Source organism: Lentibacillus kapialis (assembly GCF_014646635.1).
Lineage (GTDB): Bacteria > Bacillota > Bacilli > Bacillales > Amphibacillaceae > Lentibacillus > Lentibacillus kapialis.
Genome location: NZ_BMNQ01000001.1, coordinates 90,801 through 108,965 on the forward strand (window position 1 = coordinate 90,801; position 18,165 = coordinate 108,965).

General features: G+C 43.7%; 15 protein-coding genes and 2 riboswitches. Of the genes, 9 read left to right on the forward strand and 6 right to left on the reverse strand.

Annotated elements, in window-relative coordinates; all coding sequences use genetic code 11:
* The first annotated feature begins 5 nt into the window (after nucleotides 1–5).
* Both IEW67_RS00460 and IEW67_RS00465 read left to right on the forward strand, forming a co-directional pair.
* Nucleotides 6–353, forward strand: coding sequence for a DMT family transporter (locus tag IEW67_RS00460; protein WP_188631083.1), 348 nt, complete (start codon nucleotides 6–8; stop codon nucleotides 351–353).
* Nucleotides 353–667, forward strand: coding sequence for a DMT family transporter (locus IEW67_RS00465; RefSeq protein ID WP_188631084.1), 315 nt, complete (start codon nucleotides 353–355; stop codon nucleotides 665–667). Before IEW67_RS00460 ends, IEW67_RS00465 begins: the two co-directional genes overlap by 1 nt.
* Nucleotides 668–991: 324 nt before the next feature.
* Here IEW67_RS00465 and IEW67_RS00470 read toward each other — a convergent pair whose 3' ends face one another.
* Together IEW67_RS00470 and IEW67_RS00475 are read right to left on the reverse strand one after the other, a co-directional pair.
* The gene (locus IEW67_RS00470) at nucleotides 992–2,053 is read right to left on the reverse strand and encodes an NAD(P)/FAD-dependent oxidoreductase (RefSeq protein ID WP_188631085.1); all 1,062 of its coding nucleotides are present in this window, start codon (nucleotides 2,051–2,053) and stop codon (nucleotides 992–994) included.
* A 371-nt stretch (nucleotides 2,054–2,424) separates the two neighbouring features.
* Nucleotides 2,425–2,880, reverse strand: a complete 456-nt coding sequence (locus tag IEW67_RS00475; RefSeq protein ID WP_188631086.1) for a DinB family protein — start codon at nucleotides 2,878–2,880, stop codon at nucleotides 2,425–2,427.
* A 148-nt stretch (nucleotides 2,881–3,028) separates the two neighbouring features.
* Between IEW67_RS00475 and IEW67_RS00480 the strand changes: the two genes are divergently transcribed.
* The 3 genes from IEW67_RS00480 (at nucleotide 3,029) to wrbA (ending at nucleotide 6,999) form a co-directional block, all read left to right on the forward strand.
* Entirely contained in the window at nucleotides 3,029–4,114 is a 1,086-nt protein-coding gene (locus IEW67_RS00480; RefSeq protein WP_188631087.1) for a carbohydrate kinase, read from the forward strand.
* The gene (locus IEW67_RS00485; protein ID WP_188631088.1) at nucleotides 4,111–5,028 is read left to right on the forward strand and encodes a pseudouridine-5'-phosphate glycosidase; all 918 of its coding nucleotides are present in this window, start codon (nucleotides 4,111–4,113) and stop codon (nucleotides 5,026–5,028) included. Before IEW67_RS00480 ends, IEW67_RS00485 begins: the two co-directional genes overlap by 4 nt.
* Before the next feature lie 1,365 nt (nucleotides 5,029–6,393).
* Nucleotides 6,394–6,999, forward strand: a complete 606-nt coding sequence (gene wrbA / locus IEW67_RS00490) for an NAD(P)H:quinone oxidoreductase type IV (RefSeq protein ID WP_188631089.1) — start codon at nucleotides 6,394–6,396, stop codon at nucleotides 6,997–6,999.
* Between the two features lie 691 nt (nucleotides 7,000–7,690).
* Here wrbA and IEW67_RS00495 read toward each other — a convergent pair.
* Nucleotides 7,691–8,692: an LLM class flavin-dependent oxidoreductase gene (locus tag IEW67_RS00495; protein ID WP_188631090.1), complete on the reverse strand. Its 1,002-nt coding sequence runs from the start codon at nucleotides 8,690–8,692 to the stop codon at nucleotides 7,691–7,693.
* A 293-nt stretch (nucleotides 8,693–8,985) separates the two neighbouring features.
* Between IEW67_RS00495 and rlmN the strand changes: the two genes are divergently transcribed.
* The 4 genes from rlmN to IEW67_RS00515 all read left to right on the forward strand — a co-directional run bounded on the left by rlmN (nucleotide 8,986) and on the right by IEW67_RS00515 (nucleotide 13,041).
* Nucleotides 8,986–10,053, forward strand: a complete 1,068-nt coding sequence (gene rlmN / locus IEW67_RS00500) for a dual-specificity RNA methyltransferase RlmN (protein ID WP_188631091.1) — start codon at nucleotides 8,986–8,988, stop codon at nucleotides 10,051–10,053.
* A 396-nt stretch (nucleotides 10,054–10,449) separates the two neighbouring features.
* Nucleotides 10,450–11,622: a ParM/StbA family protein gene (locus IEW67_RS00505; protein ID WP_188631092.1), complete on the forward strand. Its 1,173-nt coding sequence runs from the start codon at nucleotides 10,450–10,452 to the stop codon at nucleotides 11,620–11,622.
* A 9-nt stretch (nucleotides 11,623–11,631) separates the two neighbouring features.
* Entirely contained in the window at nucleotides 11,632–12,174 is a 543-nt protein-coding gene (locus IEW67_RS00510) for a hypothetical protein (RefSeq protein ID WP_188631093.1), read from the forward strand.
* 210 nt (nucleotides 12,175–12,384) lie between these two features.
* Nucleotides 12,385–13,041, forward strand: coding sequence for a DUF421 domain-containing protein (locus tag IEW67_RS00515; RefSeq protein WP_188631094.1), 657 nt, complete (start codon nucleotides 12,385–12,387; stop codon nucleotides 13,039–13,041).
* Between the two features lie 33 nt (nucleotides 13,042–13,074).
* Here the strand turns inward: IEW67_RS00515 and IEW67_RS00520 are convergent, their stop codons facing one another.
* The 3 genes from IEW67_RS00520 to dapA all read right to left on the reverse strand — a co-directional run bounded on the left by IEW67_RS00520 (nucleotide 13,075) and on the right by dapA (nucleotide 17,385).
* A complete protein-coding gene (locus tag IEW67_RS00520) occupies nucleotides 13,075–14,487 on the reverse strand; it encodes a Na+/H+ antiporter NhaC family protein (protein ID WP_188631095.1) in 1,413 nt (470 codons plus the stop codon).
* A gap of 64 nt (nucleotides 14,488–14,551) precedes the next feature.
* Entirely contained in the window at nucleotides 14,552–16,189 is a 1,638-nt protein-coding gene (locus IEW67_RS00525) for a BCCT family transporter (protein ID WP_188631096.1), read from the reverse strand.
* 308 nt (nucleotides 16,190–16,497) lie between these two features.
* Complete coding sequence (dapA, locus tag IEW67_RS00530; RefSeq protein WP_188631097.1) at nucleotides 16,498–17,385, reverse strand: 4-hydroxy-tetrahydrodipicolinate synthase; 888 nt, start codon at nucleotides 17,383–17,385, stop codon at nucleotides 16,498–16,500.
* A 113-nt stretch (nucleotides 17,386–17,498) separates the two neighbouring features.
* A riboswitch (Lysine riboswitch) is annotated at nucleotides 17,499–17,679 on the reverse strand.
* Between the two features lie 198 nt (nucleotides 17,680–17,877).
* Nucleotides 17,878–18,068: riboswitch (cobalamin riboswitch) on the forward strand.
* The last annotated feature ends 97 nt before the right edge of the window (nucleotides 18,069–18,165 follow it).

Below are 18,165 nucleotides of genomic sequence, written 5' to 3' on the forward strand. Positions count from 1 at the left end.
TCCGAATGAATAAATCATGGATCTATCTTGTGCTTTTATGCCTGCTTGAGCTGTGCTGGGTATTTGGATTTAATGCTGCTTCAGCCTGGTGGCATTGGGGATTGATTGCACTGGTGATGTGGCTCAATATGGAATGCATGCGCAAGGCTTGTGAGGAACTGCCGACCGGAACTGTTTATGCCATTTTTGCAGCGGCGGGAACAGCTGGGACGGCACTGATGGATGTTTTTTTGTTTGACAGTCATTTGAATATGGCGAAAGTCTTATTTATCTTATTGCTGGTTGCCGGTGTGATTGGTCTGAAACTTGCAGATCGGGAAGAGGAAACACACACAGAGGGAGGTTATCACTGATGGAATGGCTATTTATTTTATTGGCGTCGATATTTGAAATGATCGGGGTGATCGGTCTGAAATTAGCGAGTCAGCAAAAATCCTTGCATAATAGCGTCATGTATGTCGGCGGTTTTTGTGCGTCTGTGGCATTGCTGTATCAGGCGTTTGCCTATTTACCCGTGAGTGTCGCCTATGCAGTCTGGGTTGGTATTGGGACAGCCGGTGCGGTTTCTATGAACATGATATTTTTTGGCGAGTCGAGAAATCTGTCACGTATGATAAGCCTTTTGGCGATTATTATCGGGGTAATCGGACTGCGGGCGTTGTCGTGAAATTTTGCCGTCAAACATCTATAGAACTTAATAAGTCCGGACAGTACTATCCAACAAGCTGTCCGGATTTATCGAAATCATATTCCGCTAGGAACCTTGGACAGAATTAAGATATACAATACTAAAGACGATTGATGCTCCGTTTTAGCGGAGGAAATATACGTAGCCTCCTGCGGGAAGATAGGCATAGGTGAGACTCCGCAGTGCGGAGCACGAGGAGGCTCACCAGCCGCCCTAAGGTGGGCGAAGTATATTTCCGGAGCAGTGTATACGCTCTAACTAGTTCGGATTTTTCCTTAATAAAACGAGTTTTGTCCAAAACCCCTAGTGACGTTTGTTGAGCCAAAGCACACCTGATTTGGCCAGGCGCGGAATAAAACCTACCATTGATTGTGACATCATTTCGCCAAATCCTTCTGAGCTTCCCAGCGATCCGAGGGTTCCTTTTAATTTAAGTCTGCCGGGCTTTTTTGGCTTTTTATCTTTAAGAACGGCGGCGAGAATATCGGCGATTTGCTCTCCCTGCTGACGGGCAAGCTGTGCGCTCGGGGAGTGTTCAGAGGAAGCACAGTCACCGACAACATAGATGTGCGGCTGATCGGGCACTTGGTAAAAATCATTGACGATAATTTTTTCCTGATCGTCCTGCTTGAGCGGCAATTCGCGTACCAGGTAGTTTGGTCTGACGCCTGCTGTCCAGAGGGTGATATCATTTACGAAACAAATGCCGTTGTTGCAGACACCGTCCTTTTCGACATACTCAACATTAGCGCCGTGTTTGATTTCAACGTCATTTTTCATAAACCAGTTCTCAACGTAGTTCTGGATTTTTGAGTCAAATGCTTTTAACACGGATTGCCCGCGGTCAAGGAGCCGAATGTTCAAATCGGGGCGGCTTTCTCTAGTTTCAGCTGCTACTTCAATACCGCTCAGGCCTGCACCGACAATGGTAGCTTTTCCATAAGCGGGCAAATTGCCGATCGCCATTCCGGCATGGCGCGCTCTGTTAAAGGTCTGAACACTTTCCGTGAATTCACCTGCTCCTTCAACACCATGATAGTTGTCTTCACATCCCAGTGCTATGACTAAATAATCATAAGGGACATCCTCACTTCTTTCCTGCAAAGCAATCTGTTGTTCGACAGTGTCAATTTTGGTGATTTCAGAGAATACATAGCTCACTTTATCGTGTTCTGGAAAATCCATGCGTACATCTTTATCAGCCGATGTGCCTGCTGCGATCGTGTAGAACTCTGTTTTGATCGAGTGGTATGGATTGCGGTCGATCACTGTAATATGCAACTCTTCCGGCAAATTGTGCTCAATTAGGTTTTGCAGGATATTAACGCCGCCATAGCCACCGCCAAGGATTACTAAATTTTTCATTGCTAAAACTCCTTAACTATCTATAATGATATGTTCAAAAAGGAGGGCTAAAAAGAACTTCGATGCGTCAAACTCACCGGCTTTTTGAACATCATCTATAAGTGCTCTTACTGTTAAGATTACCAAATGTCGAAATGGAAAACTAGGGAAACACAGAAATTGTTATGTATCCTCAAGGTATCCGGTGATGACTGAGGGGAAATTGGTGGTAACCGTGAGAACAAGAGGGTCGCTTGCGCCGAACTTGGAGTAATTCAGAAGTGCGAATTGGCGGTGCCTTAAAGAATAGGGATACCATGCTTTTTATCCTCCTTTTTGAACACGCACATAAAGAAAAACCACGCCGGGGGAGCGTGGCTTTTCTTGTATCATTACTTATTAAGAACTTTCTTCATAGCATTTACACGGCCGGTATGGTTGCCCTCGTGAAAAGCTGCAAGTGCTGCGAGTTCACCGAATGTTTGAGCTCCCATGACAGCTTCAGGTAGCTTTTCATCAAACTTCTCTGCCGGGATGCTCTTGATCCGTTTCAATTGGCTGGTCAACTGCTCCGCAAGTTCATCAGCGCTTGGCACATCTTCAGGCCAATCCGCTGGTTCGGAGCCATTCCCGAATAGCTCTTTATAGCGTTCAGGAAGATGTTCGGAATTATCCGGAAAACCGAACAGGAATTGTTCGTTTACAGTTAGCACATGACCGATATGCCAATGGATATTGTTATTGAATCCTTCAGGTTGGATATCCAGCTGCTCTTTGCTAACATCTTTAATTTCATTCATAAATGCGCTGTGTGTCGTATTAAACTGCGAAATAATTAAATTACTCATTTTAAAACCCCGCTTTGTAATCATATTTAAATCTACTTTAACAATTATTGTCTAATCTTTAAACTATGACGTTTCAACATATAAATTCTTGACTGACACAAAACAAAAGTTTAAAATAAAAACAAATGTTTAAATGGGGTAAGCAAATATGAATCCAAACGAACAAAAACTTTTTCAGCTGATTAAAAAGGATCCATATATTTCACAGCAGAAATTGGCGGAAGCACTTGGACTTTCCCGGTCCTCTGTTGCTAATTTGATCTCTGGGCTGATGAAACGGGGCTACATTCGCGGAAAGGCATATGTACTGAATGAGAAAAAGGATATCATCTGTATCGGTGGCGCGAATGTTGATCGTAAATTCTATGCTGATGAGAGTTTGCAGCTGGGCACATCCAATCCGGTTACGACAACGCAAAATGCCGGCGGTGTTGCCCGTAATATCGCTGAAAATCTCGGTCGGCTCGATATGGATACCAAATTGCTGACTGTTAGCGGTATAGATAAAGATTGGGACTTCATTGCCGAGGTGTCTGAGCCCTACATGAATCTTGAGAATATAACACAATTTACCGAAGCGTCAACTGGCTCGTATACCGCTGTTTTGGACAGTTCTGGTGACCTCGTTTATGGACTGGCTGATATGGATATATTTGAGCTGATGACGCCAGAATGGCTGCACATCCACATGCCTGTTCTTCTGCAGGCAAAATGTATTCTGGCTGATTTAAATTGTCCCAAAGACACCTTAGACTTTTTATCTCAATTTGCCGGATACCATCAGATTCCGCTTATCTTGATAACGGTCTCCGCCCCGAAAATGGCACGCCTTCCTGAAGATTTGGACGGGGTGACATGGGTTATTACCAACAAGGCTGAATCTGAGGCATATTTTGACAGCGGTTTTTCAACACGGGATCTGGCAGCTAAATGGCTGGAGAGCGGCGTCAGTAATGTAATTATCACCAATGGCAAAGACGGGGCGGTTATCGGTGCTGGGCCGGATGACATACACCATGTTTCGGCTGTGAAAACAGAAGAAATTGTTGATGTTACCGGGGCGGGGGACGCATTTTCAGCAGCGGTTGTCTTTGCTTGGCTCCAGGGTAATGGGCCTGGTGATATTGCCTGGACCGGGGTTGTCAATGCGACCAAAACATTGCTGTCCCCCTACACCGTTCGCCCTGAGTTAACAGCATCACAACTACAAAAAGATTTGGAGGAACTGTCATGAATCAATATTTAGCGTTATCAGAAGAAGTTAAGAAAGCACAAGAAGAAGGGAAGCCTGTTGTTGCACTTGAATCCACAATTATTTCGCATGGGATGCCATACCCCAGAAATGTTGAGACAGCGCGTGCAGTCGAGCAGATTATTCGCGACCATGGTGCAGTGCCGGCAACAATCGCCATTTTGGATGGAAAAATTAAAATCGGCTTAAGTAATACGGAACTGGAAGACTTCGGGCAGGCTGAAGGTACTGCAAAAGTTTCCAGACGTGATTTGCCGTATCTCGTAGCCACCGGGCAAAAAGGTGCGACAACGGTGGCCGCAACGATGATTTGTGCTGATCTTGCCGGTATTCGTACGTTCGTCACCGGCGGAATTGGCGGTGTGCATCGAGGAGCCGAAACGTCAATGGATGTGTCGGCTGATCTTGAAGAACTGGCCAAAACGAATGTTGCGGTCATTTGTGCCGGTGCCAAATCCATTCTTGATCTCGGCTTGACGATGGAATACCTTGAAACAAAAGGTGTACCGGTCATTGGTTATGAAACTGATGTACTGCCGGCTTTTTATACCCGAACAAGTGAGTTTCCGGTTAACTTTCGGGCGGATGATCCGGAAACTGTGGCTGCTGCCTTGAACACGAAATGGGATCTCGGGCTTGTTGGCGGTGCGGTTGTTGCAAATCCAATCCCGGAAGCACATGCTATAGACGAAGCGGAAATCGCAGCAGTTATTGATCAGGCGCTGACTGAGGCTCAAAAAAACAGTATAAACGGAAAAGATGTAACACCATTTTTGCTGGCCAAAGTTGAGGAACTGACCGGTGGGAAAAGTCTAGATGCCAATATTGCACTGGTAGAACACAACGCACATGTCGGAGCAGACATTGCTGTGAAATTAGCAAACAAAATGGATTAAAGCCTGATAAGCACATGGGAAACCTTTCCCATGTGCTTATTTTTTAATTTAGATAAGAGGCTGTTCACCAAAATCTATGGTTGACAAATTAGATGTCATTTTGGCGTCAGCAGTCGCTTCAGAAAAACACTAGTGTGCTCGTCGTGTTGCAAGTTTTTCGGTGAAGCAGCACTCCTCGCAACTCGTAGCTCATTCGGTGGATGTTTCGCTCGTCTCTTTCCGTGGGCTTGCCCTCAGCCTTCTCGAAAAAGAAGGTCGCTTTTTCTGCGGGGTCTTCACACGGCGCATTCTCACAGGAGTCTTCGTGTTTTTCCTCCGCTAGCTAGTTTTACTACCATATTCACTCATTCATTTCAATCATAGATTTTGGTGTTGACCCAGATAAGAAACTATAAAATTTGAGTTTATCAATACCCAATACTGTGGTGTTTTAGCGTACCCCACTGTTGGCAGTCTAGGTGGCCCGAATCCACATGATAACTTTTAAGTGTCGTAGCCGGAGTAAGGTCAGGTCCTCGCCCTGAGGCGTGGGATTGACAGGATGTCCTCTGTGAAGAGGCATTTGGATGTGTAGTTCAATTAAAGATCCTGATTCCGTTATTTGCTTTTTTTCGCTATAGTTTGTTCAAATAGCGGAACGAGGATTTTTTTTCTGTCCGGAAAATCCAACCTCGGCGGTTCCTCATTCCGCTATTTGCGTCAACTAAGGCTTTTCCAGTACGTTAGCAGATCCTCATTCCGTTATTTCCTCTTTCCGTCTTAGTTTTGTCCTGATTTTAGCCGAATAGCGGAATGAGGATTCATGATACCACTAAATAGGGTGATTTATGTCCATTTAGCGGAAGGAGGATTCGTTAGGTTTGGATAATCCAGTTTAGGCGGACGCTCTTTTCCGTTATTTGTTTCTTTGGATCGTGAACCTGGGTGGTTACGGTAGAGGCCGTCGGAATATGTTTCTGAAATTCAAAATATGTTCCTGGCAAAAAATCAGCTGTGAACATTGTGTGGGAGAGATGTATCCTGAATATTATAAAGGCATACATGGACAGGAATATAAATTAATGCGCGGTATCGCTGACCCAGTTGCGACGCGCAGGCGCAATCCGTACGTCGCTAAACGTATGCCCCGTGCCTTTGTTCTTAAAAAAGCAATTTAAGCAAACTAATTTGACACAAAGGATAAAATTCGCTATATTAGTTACATAAAGTAACTAGGTAACTGTACACTAGTTACATATTTTTTTGAAAGGACGGGATTTATAGAAGCTGTGAAATAGTCAGAATCACCCGATATAATTTGGGAAAACTAGATGACAGCATGTGCATTTTTGAGAAACTAATTATACAATCAAGGAGACAGATATCATGGCAAACGTAAAATTAGCAATTGTTTATTACAGTTCAACTGGTGGCAATTATCAGATGGCACAATGGGCTGAGAAGGCAGCAAAAGACGTTGGAGCTGAAACGAAACTGGTTCAAGTGCCGGAACTTGCACCGGAAGAAGCTATCGCTTCCAATCCTTTATGGAAAAAACATTATGAAGCTACAAAAGACGTTCCCGAAGCAACCTCGGGTGATATTGAGTGGGCTGACGCTATAATCTTCAGCGCACCGACCCGTTTTGGAACCTTGCCGGCCCAAATGAAGAACTTCATTGATATGCAAGGCGGACTATGGGGAGCAGGCAAAACCATTAATAAAGTCGTCAGTGGAATGACTTCTGCACAAAACCCGCACGGCGGACAAGAAGCAACACTGCTTTCACTATATACATCTATGATGCACTGGGGTGCTATTATCGCAGCACCGGGCTACTCAGATGATTCAATCTTCGCAAGTGGCGGTAACCCTTATGGAGCCAGCGCTGCCGTTCAGAACGGTGAAATTGTGGAAGACATTAAAGGTGCGGTTGAACATCAGGCGCGCCGTACTATCGATGTTGCAGGCCGCGTTGTGGCAGGCAGCTAATCTGTTTTTGAAAAAAGCCGCAGTCCCGATTACAGGATTGCGGCTTTTTTATGACGTAAGGAAGAATTAATTGTGGAAGACCTTATAGTGCGTGTTCAAAAAGGAGGATAAAAAGGATCAAGAAGTTCGAGACGGCGCAGTTTCGAGCAGCGGAGTGTATGCCTTTAGATACATGAGCACAAGTAATGCTACCCTGAAGCCGCTTCGCACGCAGGAAAAGTGTTTTTCTTTTACAAGGAGCGGAGAAGCAAGCCAACGAAGAAATTCGAAGTGTCATGTTTACCGGACTTTTTGAACACGCTCTTATAATAACATCTTAGGTCCTTGCTTTCAGGCTAGGAGTCTTAGACAGAATTAAGATACACAATGCTAAAGACGAACGATAATCCGCTTAAGCGGAGGAAATATACGTAGACTCCGCGGGGGGAAAGGCCTCGGTGAGACCCCGCAGTGCGTCAGCACGAGGAGGTTCACCAGCCGCCCTTAGGTGTGCGAAGTATATTTCCGTAGCGAGTTATATACTCTAACTAGTTCGGATTTTTCCTTATCAGAACTACTTTTGTCCAAAGCTCCTAGGCGAATGCCGAACCTTTCAAACGTTGAAGCTTGATTTCATGTAAAATGCAGAAGTTCATAATTCATGGGAAAGCAAAAAAGCCTGGCAGTTGCCAAGGCTTTTTTGATCCAAAAATTATTTCATCAGCTCACCGACAATCTCATATGAGCGCATGCGGGCTTTATGGTCATAAATCTGTGAGTTGATAATTATTTCGTTTGCTTCAGTTTTTTCCAGTAGTTTTTCCAATCCTTGTCGTATCACTTCCTTGTCACCAATTAAGGTGTATGGTGAATTAGCTGATTGTTCAATGACTGCCTTTTCCATTTCTGACCAGGCTTCTTTTGTATTTTCAATCGGCGGTTGCAGTTTTATCGGTTGACCGCGCCGGATGCTGAGTAATTGCTGCTGTTGGGTAGTGGCAAGGTATTTTGCCTCTTCATTGGTATCAGCCGCGATCACATTGACGCCAATCATGGCATAGGGTTCAGTAAGTGTGTCAGATGGCTGGAAGTTATCCCGATACAGATTAAGCGCCGCAATCGTATTATCTGGGGCAAAATGACTTGCAAAGGAGAACGGCAGACCTTTTTGTGATGAAAGCTGAGCACTGAAGCCACTGGATCCGAGCAGCCAGATTGGAATGTTCAACCCTTCACCTGGAACGCTGTGCACACCGGCTGTACCGGCAAAGTAGTTTTCCAACTCTTCAACTTGCATTGGGAAATCCTCGACGCGCTGATTCAATGTGCGACGAAGGGCATAGGCTGTTGCCTGATCAGTGCCCGGTGCACGTCCGAGTCCGAGGTCAATTCGGCCGGGATACAGTGTTTCCAATGTTCCAAACTGCTCAGCGATAATGAGTGATGCATGGTTGGGCAGCATGACACCGCCTGAACCCACACGCATCTCACTGGTCGCCCCGGCGATATGCCCGATTAGTACAGATGTAGCAGAACTGGCAATCCCTGGCATATTATGATGCTCTGCCAGCCAGTAGCGATTATAACCGAGTTTTTCTACGTGCTGTGCTAAATTCACGCTATTTTTGAATGACTGTTCTGGTGTGCCGCCTTCCAGAACGGGGGCAAGATCCAGAACAGCCAGTGGAATATCATGAAATGTTTTGTTCTGCATTAAACTCACTCCTTAACAAAGATGATACGAGCTTAAATCAGAAAGCGCCAATATTTTGCCCATTAATTCTTGGAAAATGCGTGCTTGGTCTTGGCAGTAGTGATTTCATCCCATTCTTGACATTCGAGCTGTTTAACACGCGAAATAAACATTTTGAGATTAACCAGAGGATAAGAAATTATTATGCTCATTCAGTTTTTTAAAAGCCTGATGGCGTTCCATTTGCCACATTGCTACGCATGCCGTAATATTGTATAATAAATGATTGGAATGTATGGAAATGAGGGATATACATGAACAACAATTCCATTTATGGATTGACATATGAGCAATTGAAGAACTGGCTCATCAATCACGGGCAACGCCGCTTCCGGGTTGATCAGGTATGGAACTGGCTGTATAAAAAGCGTATCGGGCAATTTGCAGATATGAAAAATGTAAATAAAGAGACGGTTGCACTGTTGGAGGAAAATTTTGTGTTGCACACGACAAAAGAAGAACTCAAGCAGGAGTCTGAAGATGGAACAATTAAATATTTGTTTAGATTGTCAGATGGTAACCTGGTTGAAACTGTGTTGATGCGTTTTAATTATGGTTTGTCGGTCTGTGTGACGACGCAAGTGGGATGCAATATTGGCTGTTCATTCTGTGCGAGCGGTTTGCTTCGTAAAAATCGTGACTTGGATAGCGGTGAAATCGTGGAACAGATTATGAACGTTCAAAAAGACATGGACGCCAAGGGCAAAGAAGAGCGCGTCAGCCATATAGTTGTTATGGGAATAGGAGAGCCATTTGATAATTTCAATAATCTGATGGACTTCATCAATGTCGTTAATGATGATGCAGGGCTGAATATAGGAGCCAGGCACATCACCGTTTCAACGAGCGGGCTTGCCCACAAAATTTATCACTGGGCTGATACTGGTACACAAGTTAACCTTGCTATTTCATTGCATGCACCGAATAATGAATTACGCACATCAATCATGAAAATCAATCGAGCCTTTCCGATTGAAAAACTGATGAAAGCTGTCGATTACTACCTCGAGAATGTCAATCGACGCGTTACCTATGAGTACATTATGCTGAAAGATGTCAATGATCACAAGGAAGACGCAGATGAGCTGATTGAGTTGTTGGCAGATAAACGACATTTGTCATATGTGAACTTGATTCCATACAACACAGTTAGTGAGCATGACCAGTACCAGCGAAGTGATTCATCTACCATTCAGGCTTTTTATGAAACTTTAAAAGCAAATGGGCTCAATTGTGGTGTGCGCTGGGAAAATGGTGCGGATATTGATGCTGCGTGCGGACAGCTCAGAAGCAAACAAATTAAGAAGGAAAATGCGAGATAAAGTAGGCGTCCCAATATGGGGCGTTTTTTTATAACGTCAGAAAGTATAAATGATGGATGACCTTATAAGAAAAAGCTTCGGCATTCGCTATAAGACGAGGCGAATACCGAGTTTTTCTAATAACGTCAGAAAGTATGAATTCACCTCGAAAACAAAAAAGAATACATGTGTACAAATTGTATTCTTAGTGTACACAAATCCGAACACAAGTACACGAACACGTACTCAAACCGATTTGTCAACGTGTGCAAAAATTGCATACAAGTGTTCATAAAAGATTGCTTGTGCACAAAAAAAGAATACGAAAAAAGTCTGATTGCTTATTTTTGATAAAAAGTTTATTCTATTAATAGTACTTGATAGATTAAACTGATATATGGAGGGAGAAAAACATATATGAAAGATTCAAGAGTAGCTGCAGTTGACGTGGGAAATGACGCAGTTAAAGCAAATTTTGGAAAGATGGATAATTCTTATTACATACCGAATGTGATTGCACGGGATATGGAGGACAGACCGGTAATTGGTATAGAGGATTTGGATGAAAAAGAACCGATTGATAATTTGCACATTCGGGTTCATTCCCCTGCTCTGGAAGAGAACAACGCTGTTTATCGTGTCGGAACATTGGCGACAAAAACGAATAATTCAACCGAGCTTGATCAAGGAAGCAGTAAATCAGAAGAAGACCAAACGTTGGTGATGCTGTTTGCGTCAATCGCCTTGGATGCCGTCAGCGCCAGTTCCTTTAAGCCAGGAAAGAAAGATGTGATTGATGCGAATTATACACTGGGGACCGGTCTCCCGTTAAGGGAAGTCAAGGAAGGTAAAGATGTCGGCTACCGCTCACAGCTGCTCGGCTCGGTCCATCAAGTTGAATTTCTGGTGACACCGCAATACCAAGGAAAGAAAGTGAATATCAATTTTGAAGAAGTGAAAGTGTATCCGGAAGGCTTTGCGGCATATGTGAACTTGATCATGGATAACAACTTGAATGTCATTAATCAGGAATTGATCGATAAACAAATTCTGATACAGGATATCGGTGGTTTATCAACCGATATTGCTGTTATCCGTAACCGGAATGTTGACGATGACAAAGCACAGGGTTTTCCTTTGGGAGTTGCTGAATCGCTCGAAGAAATCCGCGATGAAATCAGGACACGGCATGGTGTTGAGCTGGACAGCCGTCGCGACGTGGTTGATATCATCACGCGAAAGAACGATCGTCATCATATTATGGTGCGGGGCAGCCGAACTAATATTCACGATATTACGGATCGAATTCTGCTGGAGCTGGCCAAGAAAGAATACCGTAATCTGCGGAACGTATGGCAAAAAAATTCTCAGTCAGAGATTTGTTACTTTGTCGGCGGAGGATCTGCTGTGCTGAAAGATTACATCAAAGCGCTTAATAATAAATTAGACGGCTTTAACATTGATTTTTTTGAGGATGAGAAAGAAAGTATCTGGATGATGGCCAATGCCTATTATAAGCTTGTTATGGATTTTGTGAACAAAAACACGCAGGCAGAGACGAAGGATAAGGCCGCAGCAGAGAAAAAGTAGGGTGATAGCATGCAAGGGTCAAAAAAGCAAATCGAACGCGGGCAATCGATTACCTTTCGCGTTCCTTCCGATACACCTGACTATTTATTAAAACAGCTGCAAAAATTGAAAGAAACTGAGCGGCGAAATTTTTCAAGTCAAATTGCCCAATATGTTCTGAAAGGTGTCAATGAAACCTACACACGTGAGCGTGAAACAGTCACAATTCCTCTGCCGCGTCAGCTTAGCAAAGAGCAGAAAAGCTGGCTCAAACATGAACACTCGGAAGCGCTGATTGGTTCGATAGTTTATCAACTGCTGCAGGATCCAATTCGGGCGACGTCTATTTTGTCCACATTGAACGGTAACCAGCCAGCAGAGTCTGAACCTGAACGTGTACCGGAACAGTCCGTTGAAGAGGAACCAGGTGAAGAGCTACCTGCAACAAAAAAGGCTGACCTGGATACGGTTGATCTGGATCATTTGGACAATTTGCATGAAAGCAGTGAGGAAGAAACGGAAAAGCCTGAACAAGATCCGCTGGCGGATTTCTTCTCTAAAATGAATAAATAAAGCAAACTGTCTTGATATTTATCAGGGCAGTTTTTTCGTAAGATAAGAAAGTATAAAATTTTTAGCTTTATCGATGCTTTGTCGTATATTGCCACGTCCGGCTCCAGCGTCTTTGTTCACTTTGTACATATGACGGATGAGAGAGTGTTAAAGTTCATGTATAAGATGAAGCGTTACAAATAAACTAACGTTAGAAAGGAGTTTGATAAAGTGGAGCTTGATTGGGTCTGGAAATCCATTTTGATTGTGATTGCTGGGACGTTTTTATTGCGGTTGGCCGGACGAAAATCCATCTCTCAGATGACGCTCCCGCAAACAGTGATTATGATTGGAATCGGATCTTTACTCATCCAGCCGGTTTCCGGCAAAAATGTTTGGGTAACGATAGCTGTTGGCGTTATTCTAATCATGACGTTATTTGTTATGGAGTATGCCCAAGTGAAAGGGAATATTTTTGAAAAGATAATTACCGGCAAATCCAAAGTATTGATCGAAAACGGTACGGTTAACGAACAAAACATGAAAAAATTGCGAATGACAGTCGATCAGCTAGAGATGAACTTAAGAATGAAGAATGTTAAAAGCATAGACGATGTCGAATGGGCTACGCTGGAACCAAACGGACAAGTGGGATTCAGTCTGAAAAACGAATCACAGCCGGTTACCAAAAAGGAATTTAATCAATTATCATCAGACGTTCAGCAAATTTTGGGCCAGTTGTCAGTTGATACACATATCACTCAGCTCAGAGCACAATTGGCAGATCTCAATGATGAAATTGTCCAAATGAAGACGAAGCGTGACATGTTTAAGGAACTTGACGAAAATGAACCGGAAGAGCATTCCTCGCCAAAACACATGCAGTGATGGCGAGGTTTTTTGACGCCAAATTAGAGTTTTTTAGACAAGGAAGAACCCGGCAACAAGGTAAATGACGGCAGCTATAGCGGCGCCGAAAGCACAAATCTTCAATTTGTAGCGTGCGTAATCGACCAGGGGTAATTCGAGAATCGAAGCTGTGGTGATCGTCGTGTCCCCGAGAGGTGAGGTCATGGCACCGAATGATCCACTGGCAAACACAGCTCCGACAGTCAACGGGATTGAAGCTCCGGTTGAAACAGCCAGTGCGATTCCAAGCGGCATGAATATCCCCCATGTTCCCCATGATGAACCAAGAAAGTAACTGACTAGAGCTCCGAGAATAAATACAATGGCTGGAATTGTGAAACTTGGCAAAAAGGACCCGAGTGTTGCATTAATAAATTTTGAAAAGCCGAGGTCCTCAGTAACCAGTGACAATGCCCAGACAAGAACGAGGAGGATAATAGCCTGCATGAGCTGATTGCCGCCATCGTAAAAATGGTAAATGGTCTCTTCCATGGACTGCCGTCGAATCATGTAAAACACAAATGACAAAATCAGGGTGATAAATACAGCGAGCAGCATGACAAAGGTGGCATCCGCTTTTGAAAACGCTTGGAAAAGAGTATCCGCTCCTTTAGCTAAACCGTCTTGCCATAATAGGTATAGGGATAAACCTAATAACAAAAACAGGGGTACAATTAAATTCCACGGCTGCGCTTTAACGGTCGAAATTTCTTTTTCAATACCTGCACGGTGATAATCGGGACTATCGTCAGTCGATTGATCAGCTGATTGCGGGCTCTCTTTGTCGGCAGACGACCAAAACGTTCGGATAAGTCCAATGATCAACATGACAATCGCAAAGAAATTGAACAGAATACTGAGTAAAAAAATATGATACGGGTCCATGTCCAGATTATGTTTTTGCACACCGCTCTCGACCAGTGAAATCATAAACCCGACAAACGCGGTTGCAACAGGAAGGAGAACGATTACCGAACTCGTTGACACATCCAGTGTAAACCCGACTTTTTGTTTGGTGATCCGCATGTCTTTCATAAGCGATTTGACAACAGGGCCAATCATCATTGTCCTAAACATTGGCATCATGAATGTAAAGGGAAGTGTCAGCCAAATGAGACTGAGTAAACCGCGCTGTGACTCAATTTTGTCACCAACCCATTTGGAGAAGCCTTTAATCCCGCCTGATATTTGCATCATGCCGATTAAGCCACCAAACAAGTATAGAAATGCAATTATTTTAATGTTATTTTCATCCGACAGTGTTGTTACGATATAGTCAACTGATTGCCGGGTTCCGCCCAATGGACTTAACTCAACGAGCCAAGCCCCGACAAGTACCCCCAGCACCAGTCCGGGCAAAATCCTTTTCAGCCAAATTGATAATCCAATCACAATTAAGAATGGAATGAATGAAAGCCAATCCATCGCTTATCCCCCTTCCATTTGTTACATTGTCCAGATGGAAGGGATCTCATTCGCGATAAAAATTTTATTTATCAGGGGTTACATCCTCAGACGATTCAGATGTTGATTGTTTTTGCGAACGCTCCGGTGTTCGCTGTAAAATTTCCCGGCGATTTATATAAATCGTAGGCGGTTCATAACCTTTGGATGCCCGCAAATCCTCATTGGAAGCTTTCATGAACGACCAAGTAAGAAGCCCCATAATGAATAATACCGGAAACCCGGCGACAATACTGGCTGTCTGCAATGTCTTGAGATCACCCACATACATAAGTACAAGTGGCATCAGACAAAGTGTAAAAGCCCAAAATAGACGATTCCAGCGCAATGGCTCCCGCTGCACTTCCTTTTGAACAACGGCCGCAAGGATATAGGAAGAAGAATCGAACGTTGTTGCCAAAAAGATAATGGCGAGAATCGTAAATAGGCTCACCATGATTCCGGCCATCGGCAGATGACCTAAAATGGCGATGATAGCAGCTTGAGCACTTGTTTCATTCATGTATCCGACAACATCAAAGGTTCCGGTAAGCTGCAGGTGCAGTCCGTAGTTCCCCATAATTCCGAAAAACAGAACACTGCCAAGCGTTCCGTATATAATCGTCCCAAGAATCATTTCCTGAATCGTGCGTCCACGGGAAATTCGGGCGACGAATAACCCGACAAATGGAGCATATACAAGCCACCATGCCCAGTAGAAGACTGTCCAGGCTTCCGGGAATCCTGTTTCCGTGAAACCGCCCACATTAGCGAAGGGTTCCAGCCATGTTGCCATTTTGAAAAAGTTATTCAAAATCAGCCCTAAGCTTGTAAAAGTCGTCTCGCTGATGAATACAGTCGGACCGACAACAAAAATAAAGGCAAGTATAAAAATGGCCAGCCATAAGTTTATGTCACTCAATACTTTAATGCCACGCCGGAGCCCCGAATAGGCGCTAACAGCGAATATAGCTGTACATAACAGCATAATGACAGTTTTCGTCGCCAGATTAGGCGGAAGTCCTGTGATCTCATTGACTCCTTGGGCAATCATTGGTGTTCCAAGGGCAAGTGTGGTTCCGGCACCACCCATAAGCCCGAACATAAAGAGTACATCAATTAGATTACCGAGCGGTGTATCGACTGCTTTACCAAGTACGGGCCGGACCGCCTCACTTATTTTCAGAACCGGTTTTTTCCGCACATAATAAAAATAAGCGATTGGTAGGGAAGGTAATGTATAAATGGCCCAGGCCATTGGCCCCCAATGGAAAATACCATATGCCGGTGCCCACTGGATGGCTTCCTTGGATCCTCCTTCTATACCGAATGGCGGACCCTGGTAATAATGAGCCCACTCAATCATTCCCCAGTAAAGAATACTGGATCCGATACCTGCAGCAAACAGCATGGCTGCCCAGGATATGGTTCCAAATTCTCTATCTTCGTGTTTGTCGCCGAGTTTGATATGGCCATTCTTGCTAAATGCAACAAATATAAGAAAGGCAAAAGCGGCCAAACCGAAGATTAAGTACATGACACCGAAATTTCCGGTTACAAAACTATTTGCCATATTGACAATGACTTTACCTGCTTTCGGAAAAACAGCCAAAGGAATTGAAACAGCTAGCAAAAGAATTAAAGCAGATATAAAAGTAGGCCAGTCAATTAACTTTTTGTTCATTATTTTCATCCTTTCTAACAATAGCTTTTCGAAAAAGACGCAGGCTATTCATTGTTGACGAAATGATTGTGGATCACTGAATCGGTTTACAAAATTGCCGAAAAACGTGATGGGGACGGGGAGGTGATTATGAAGATACCCGGATTTGCTTACGTGGACTAATGTTAGCATAGTTAATAAAGAAATTGAACAGAATTCACCGGATTTTGTCGAAAAAGTGGGAGGGGATCCATCATTTACCAGAGTAGTACATGAAATAAAAAACCCGCTGTTATGAATGGCATATCATCACAGCGGGTTAATTCCCTTTAACCGGCATCTGTTATTTTATTTGGCGGGAGCATTTGCTGTAATTGCTTTTTTTCCTCAATTGAGAGAGGCACCATTGGCAGTCGAACGTCTCCAACATAAATACCAATCATATTAAGGGCTGCCTTAACCGGTGATGGACTTGGCTGCGCAAACAGCGCCTTCATCGTCGGCAACATATCCTGATGGATAAGTGCGGCACGTTGCACATTGCCGTTTTGGTAACTTTGGACCATTTCTTTCAAGTACCCCCCGATAATGTGCGAGGATACAGATACGATTCCATTGCCTCCGATAGCAAGTACAGGAAGCGTTAAACTGTCATCGCCACTGTAGAGGGTGAAATCGTCAGATGTTTTACTGATGATGTCAGTCATGGCATCAAGGTTGCCGCTCGCCTCTTTTACGGACACGATATTATTGATCTCAGACAGCTGTATAATGGTTTCAGGAGCAATTGTCACTGCACTGCGTCCCGGCACATTGTAGAGCATAACAGGAAGGGATGTTGCTTGTGCAATTGCTTTATAATGGTGATAAAGCCCTTCCTGAGAAGGCTTATTGTAGTATGGTGTGGTGAGCATGATAGCATCAACACCTGTCGCTTCTGCCTGCCGGGTCAAATCGATGGAAGCCCGCGTATTGTTTGAACCTGTACCTGCAATAACAGTTGCTCGTCCATCTGCAACTTTTGCAACGAAGCGGAACAGGTCCAGTTTTTCGTTGCTTGTAAGTGTTGGGGATTCACCTGTCGTCCCTGCTACGACTAATCCGTCCGAACCATTTGCAATTAAATGATTGATCAATGTCCGAGCTGCGTGGTAATCAATATCACCATTTTGATCGAATGGCGTTACCATTGCAGTTAAAACCTGGCCGAAATTCATCGTTTGTCACACCCTTTTAAATTTGTTTTTTAAAAAGGCTATCCCCATTTTCGCAATAAAAAAACAACAACGAGGGTTCGCTGTTGCAGCAGGAACGCCAGATTCGTTCCTTTGCGCAAGATAGCCCTCCATATAGTCCCCTATATGACAGTCCCGTATTTATTCAATAGCAGAACCAACTTCGAGAATATGAGTTTCTCTTAAGTTTCGGCGAATAACCCTTTCCACAACGATCAGCGGATCCCCATAATCCTTTCATTGCGTACTGATGATGTTCGCTCCTCTACCTACTTCACTTAAATGAAGCAAGAAATAATATTTTATTATATATAGATTACCACAATTTACATGAGCTTTCAAGGCATAAACGTAAACGCATTAATTATAGTACTAAATCTGTATCTTTTGCTTAAATCTATTGCGTCGGGAGTTTTTCTATGATAGCCTATTAAATACAATATATATAAATTAAGTTTAGTAAATACACTATATATAGTGTTCGCGAATTAAGGTGACAACCTTGTCTTAAAAGGGAATCCGGTGAGATCCGGAACTGTCCCCGCAACTGTAAATGTGGACGACCGGGCTATCCACTGTATTACAAACGTTATGGCAGTGATACGGGAAGGGCCTCAGTAGAAAGAAGCATAAGTCAGGAGACCTGCCTTAGTTCGGACGTTGCGATCTTCGGGGTAAGAGATGGTGGAACGATAGGAACATAATGCTTATTTTCTGTCGTTTTAAGACCGTTTATCCCCGGGGTGAGCGGTTTATTTATTT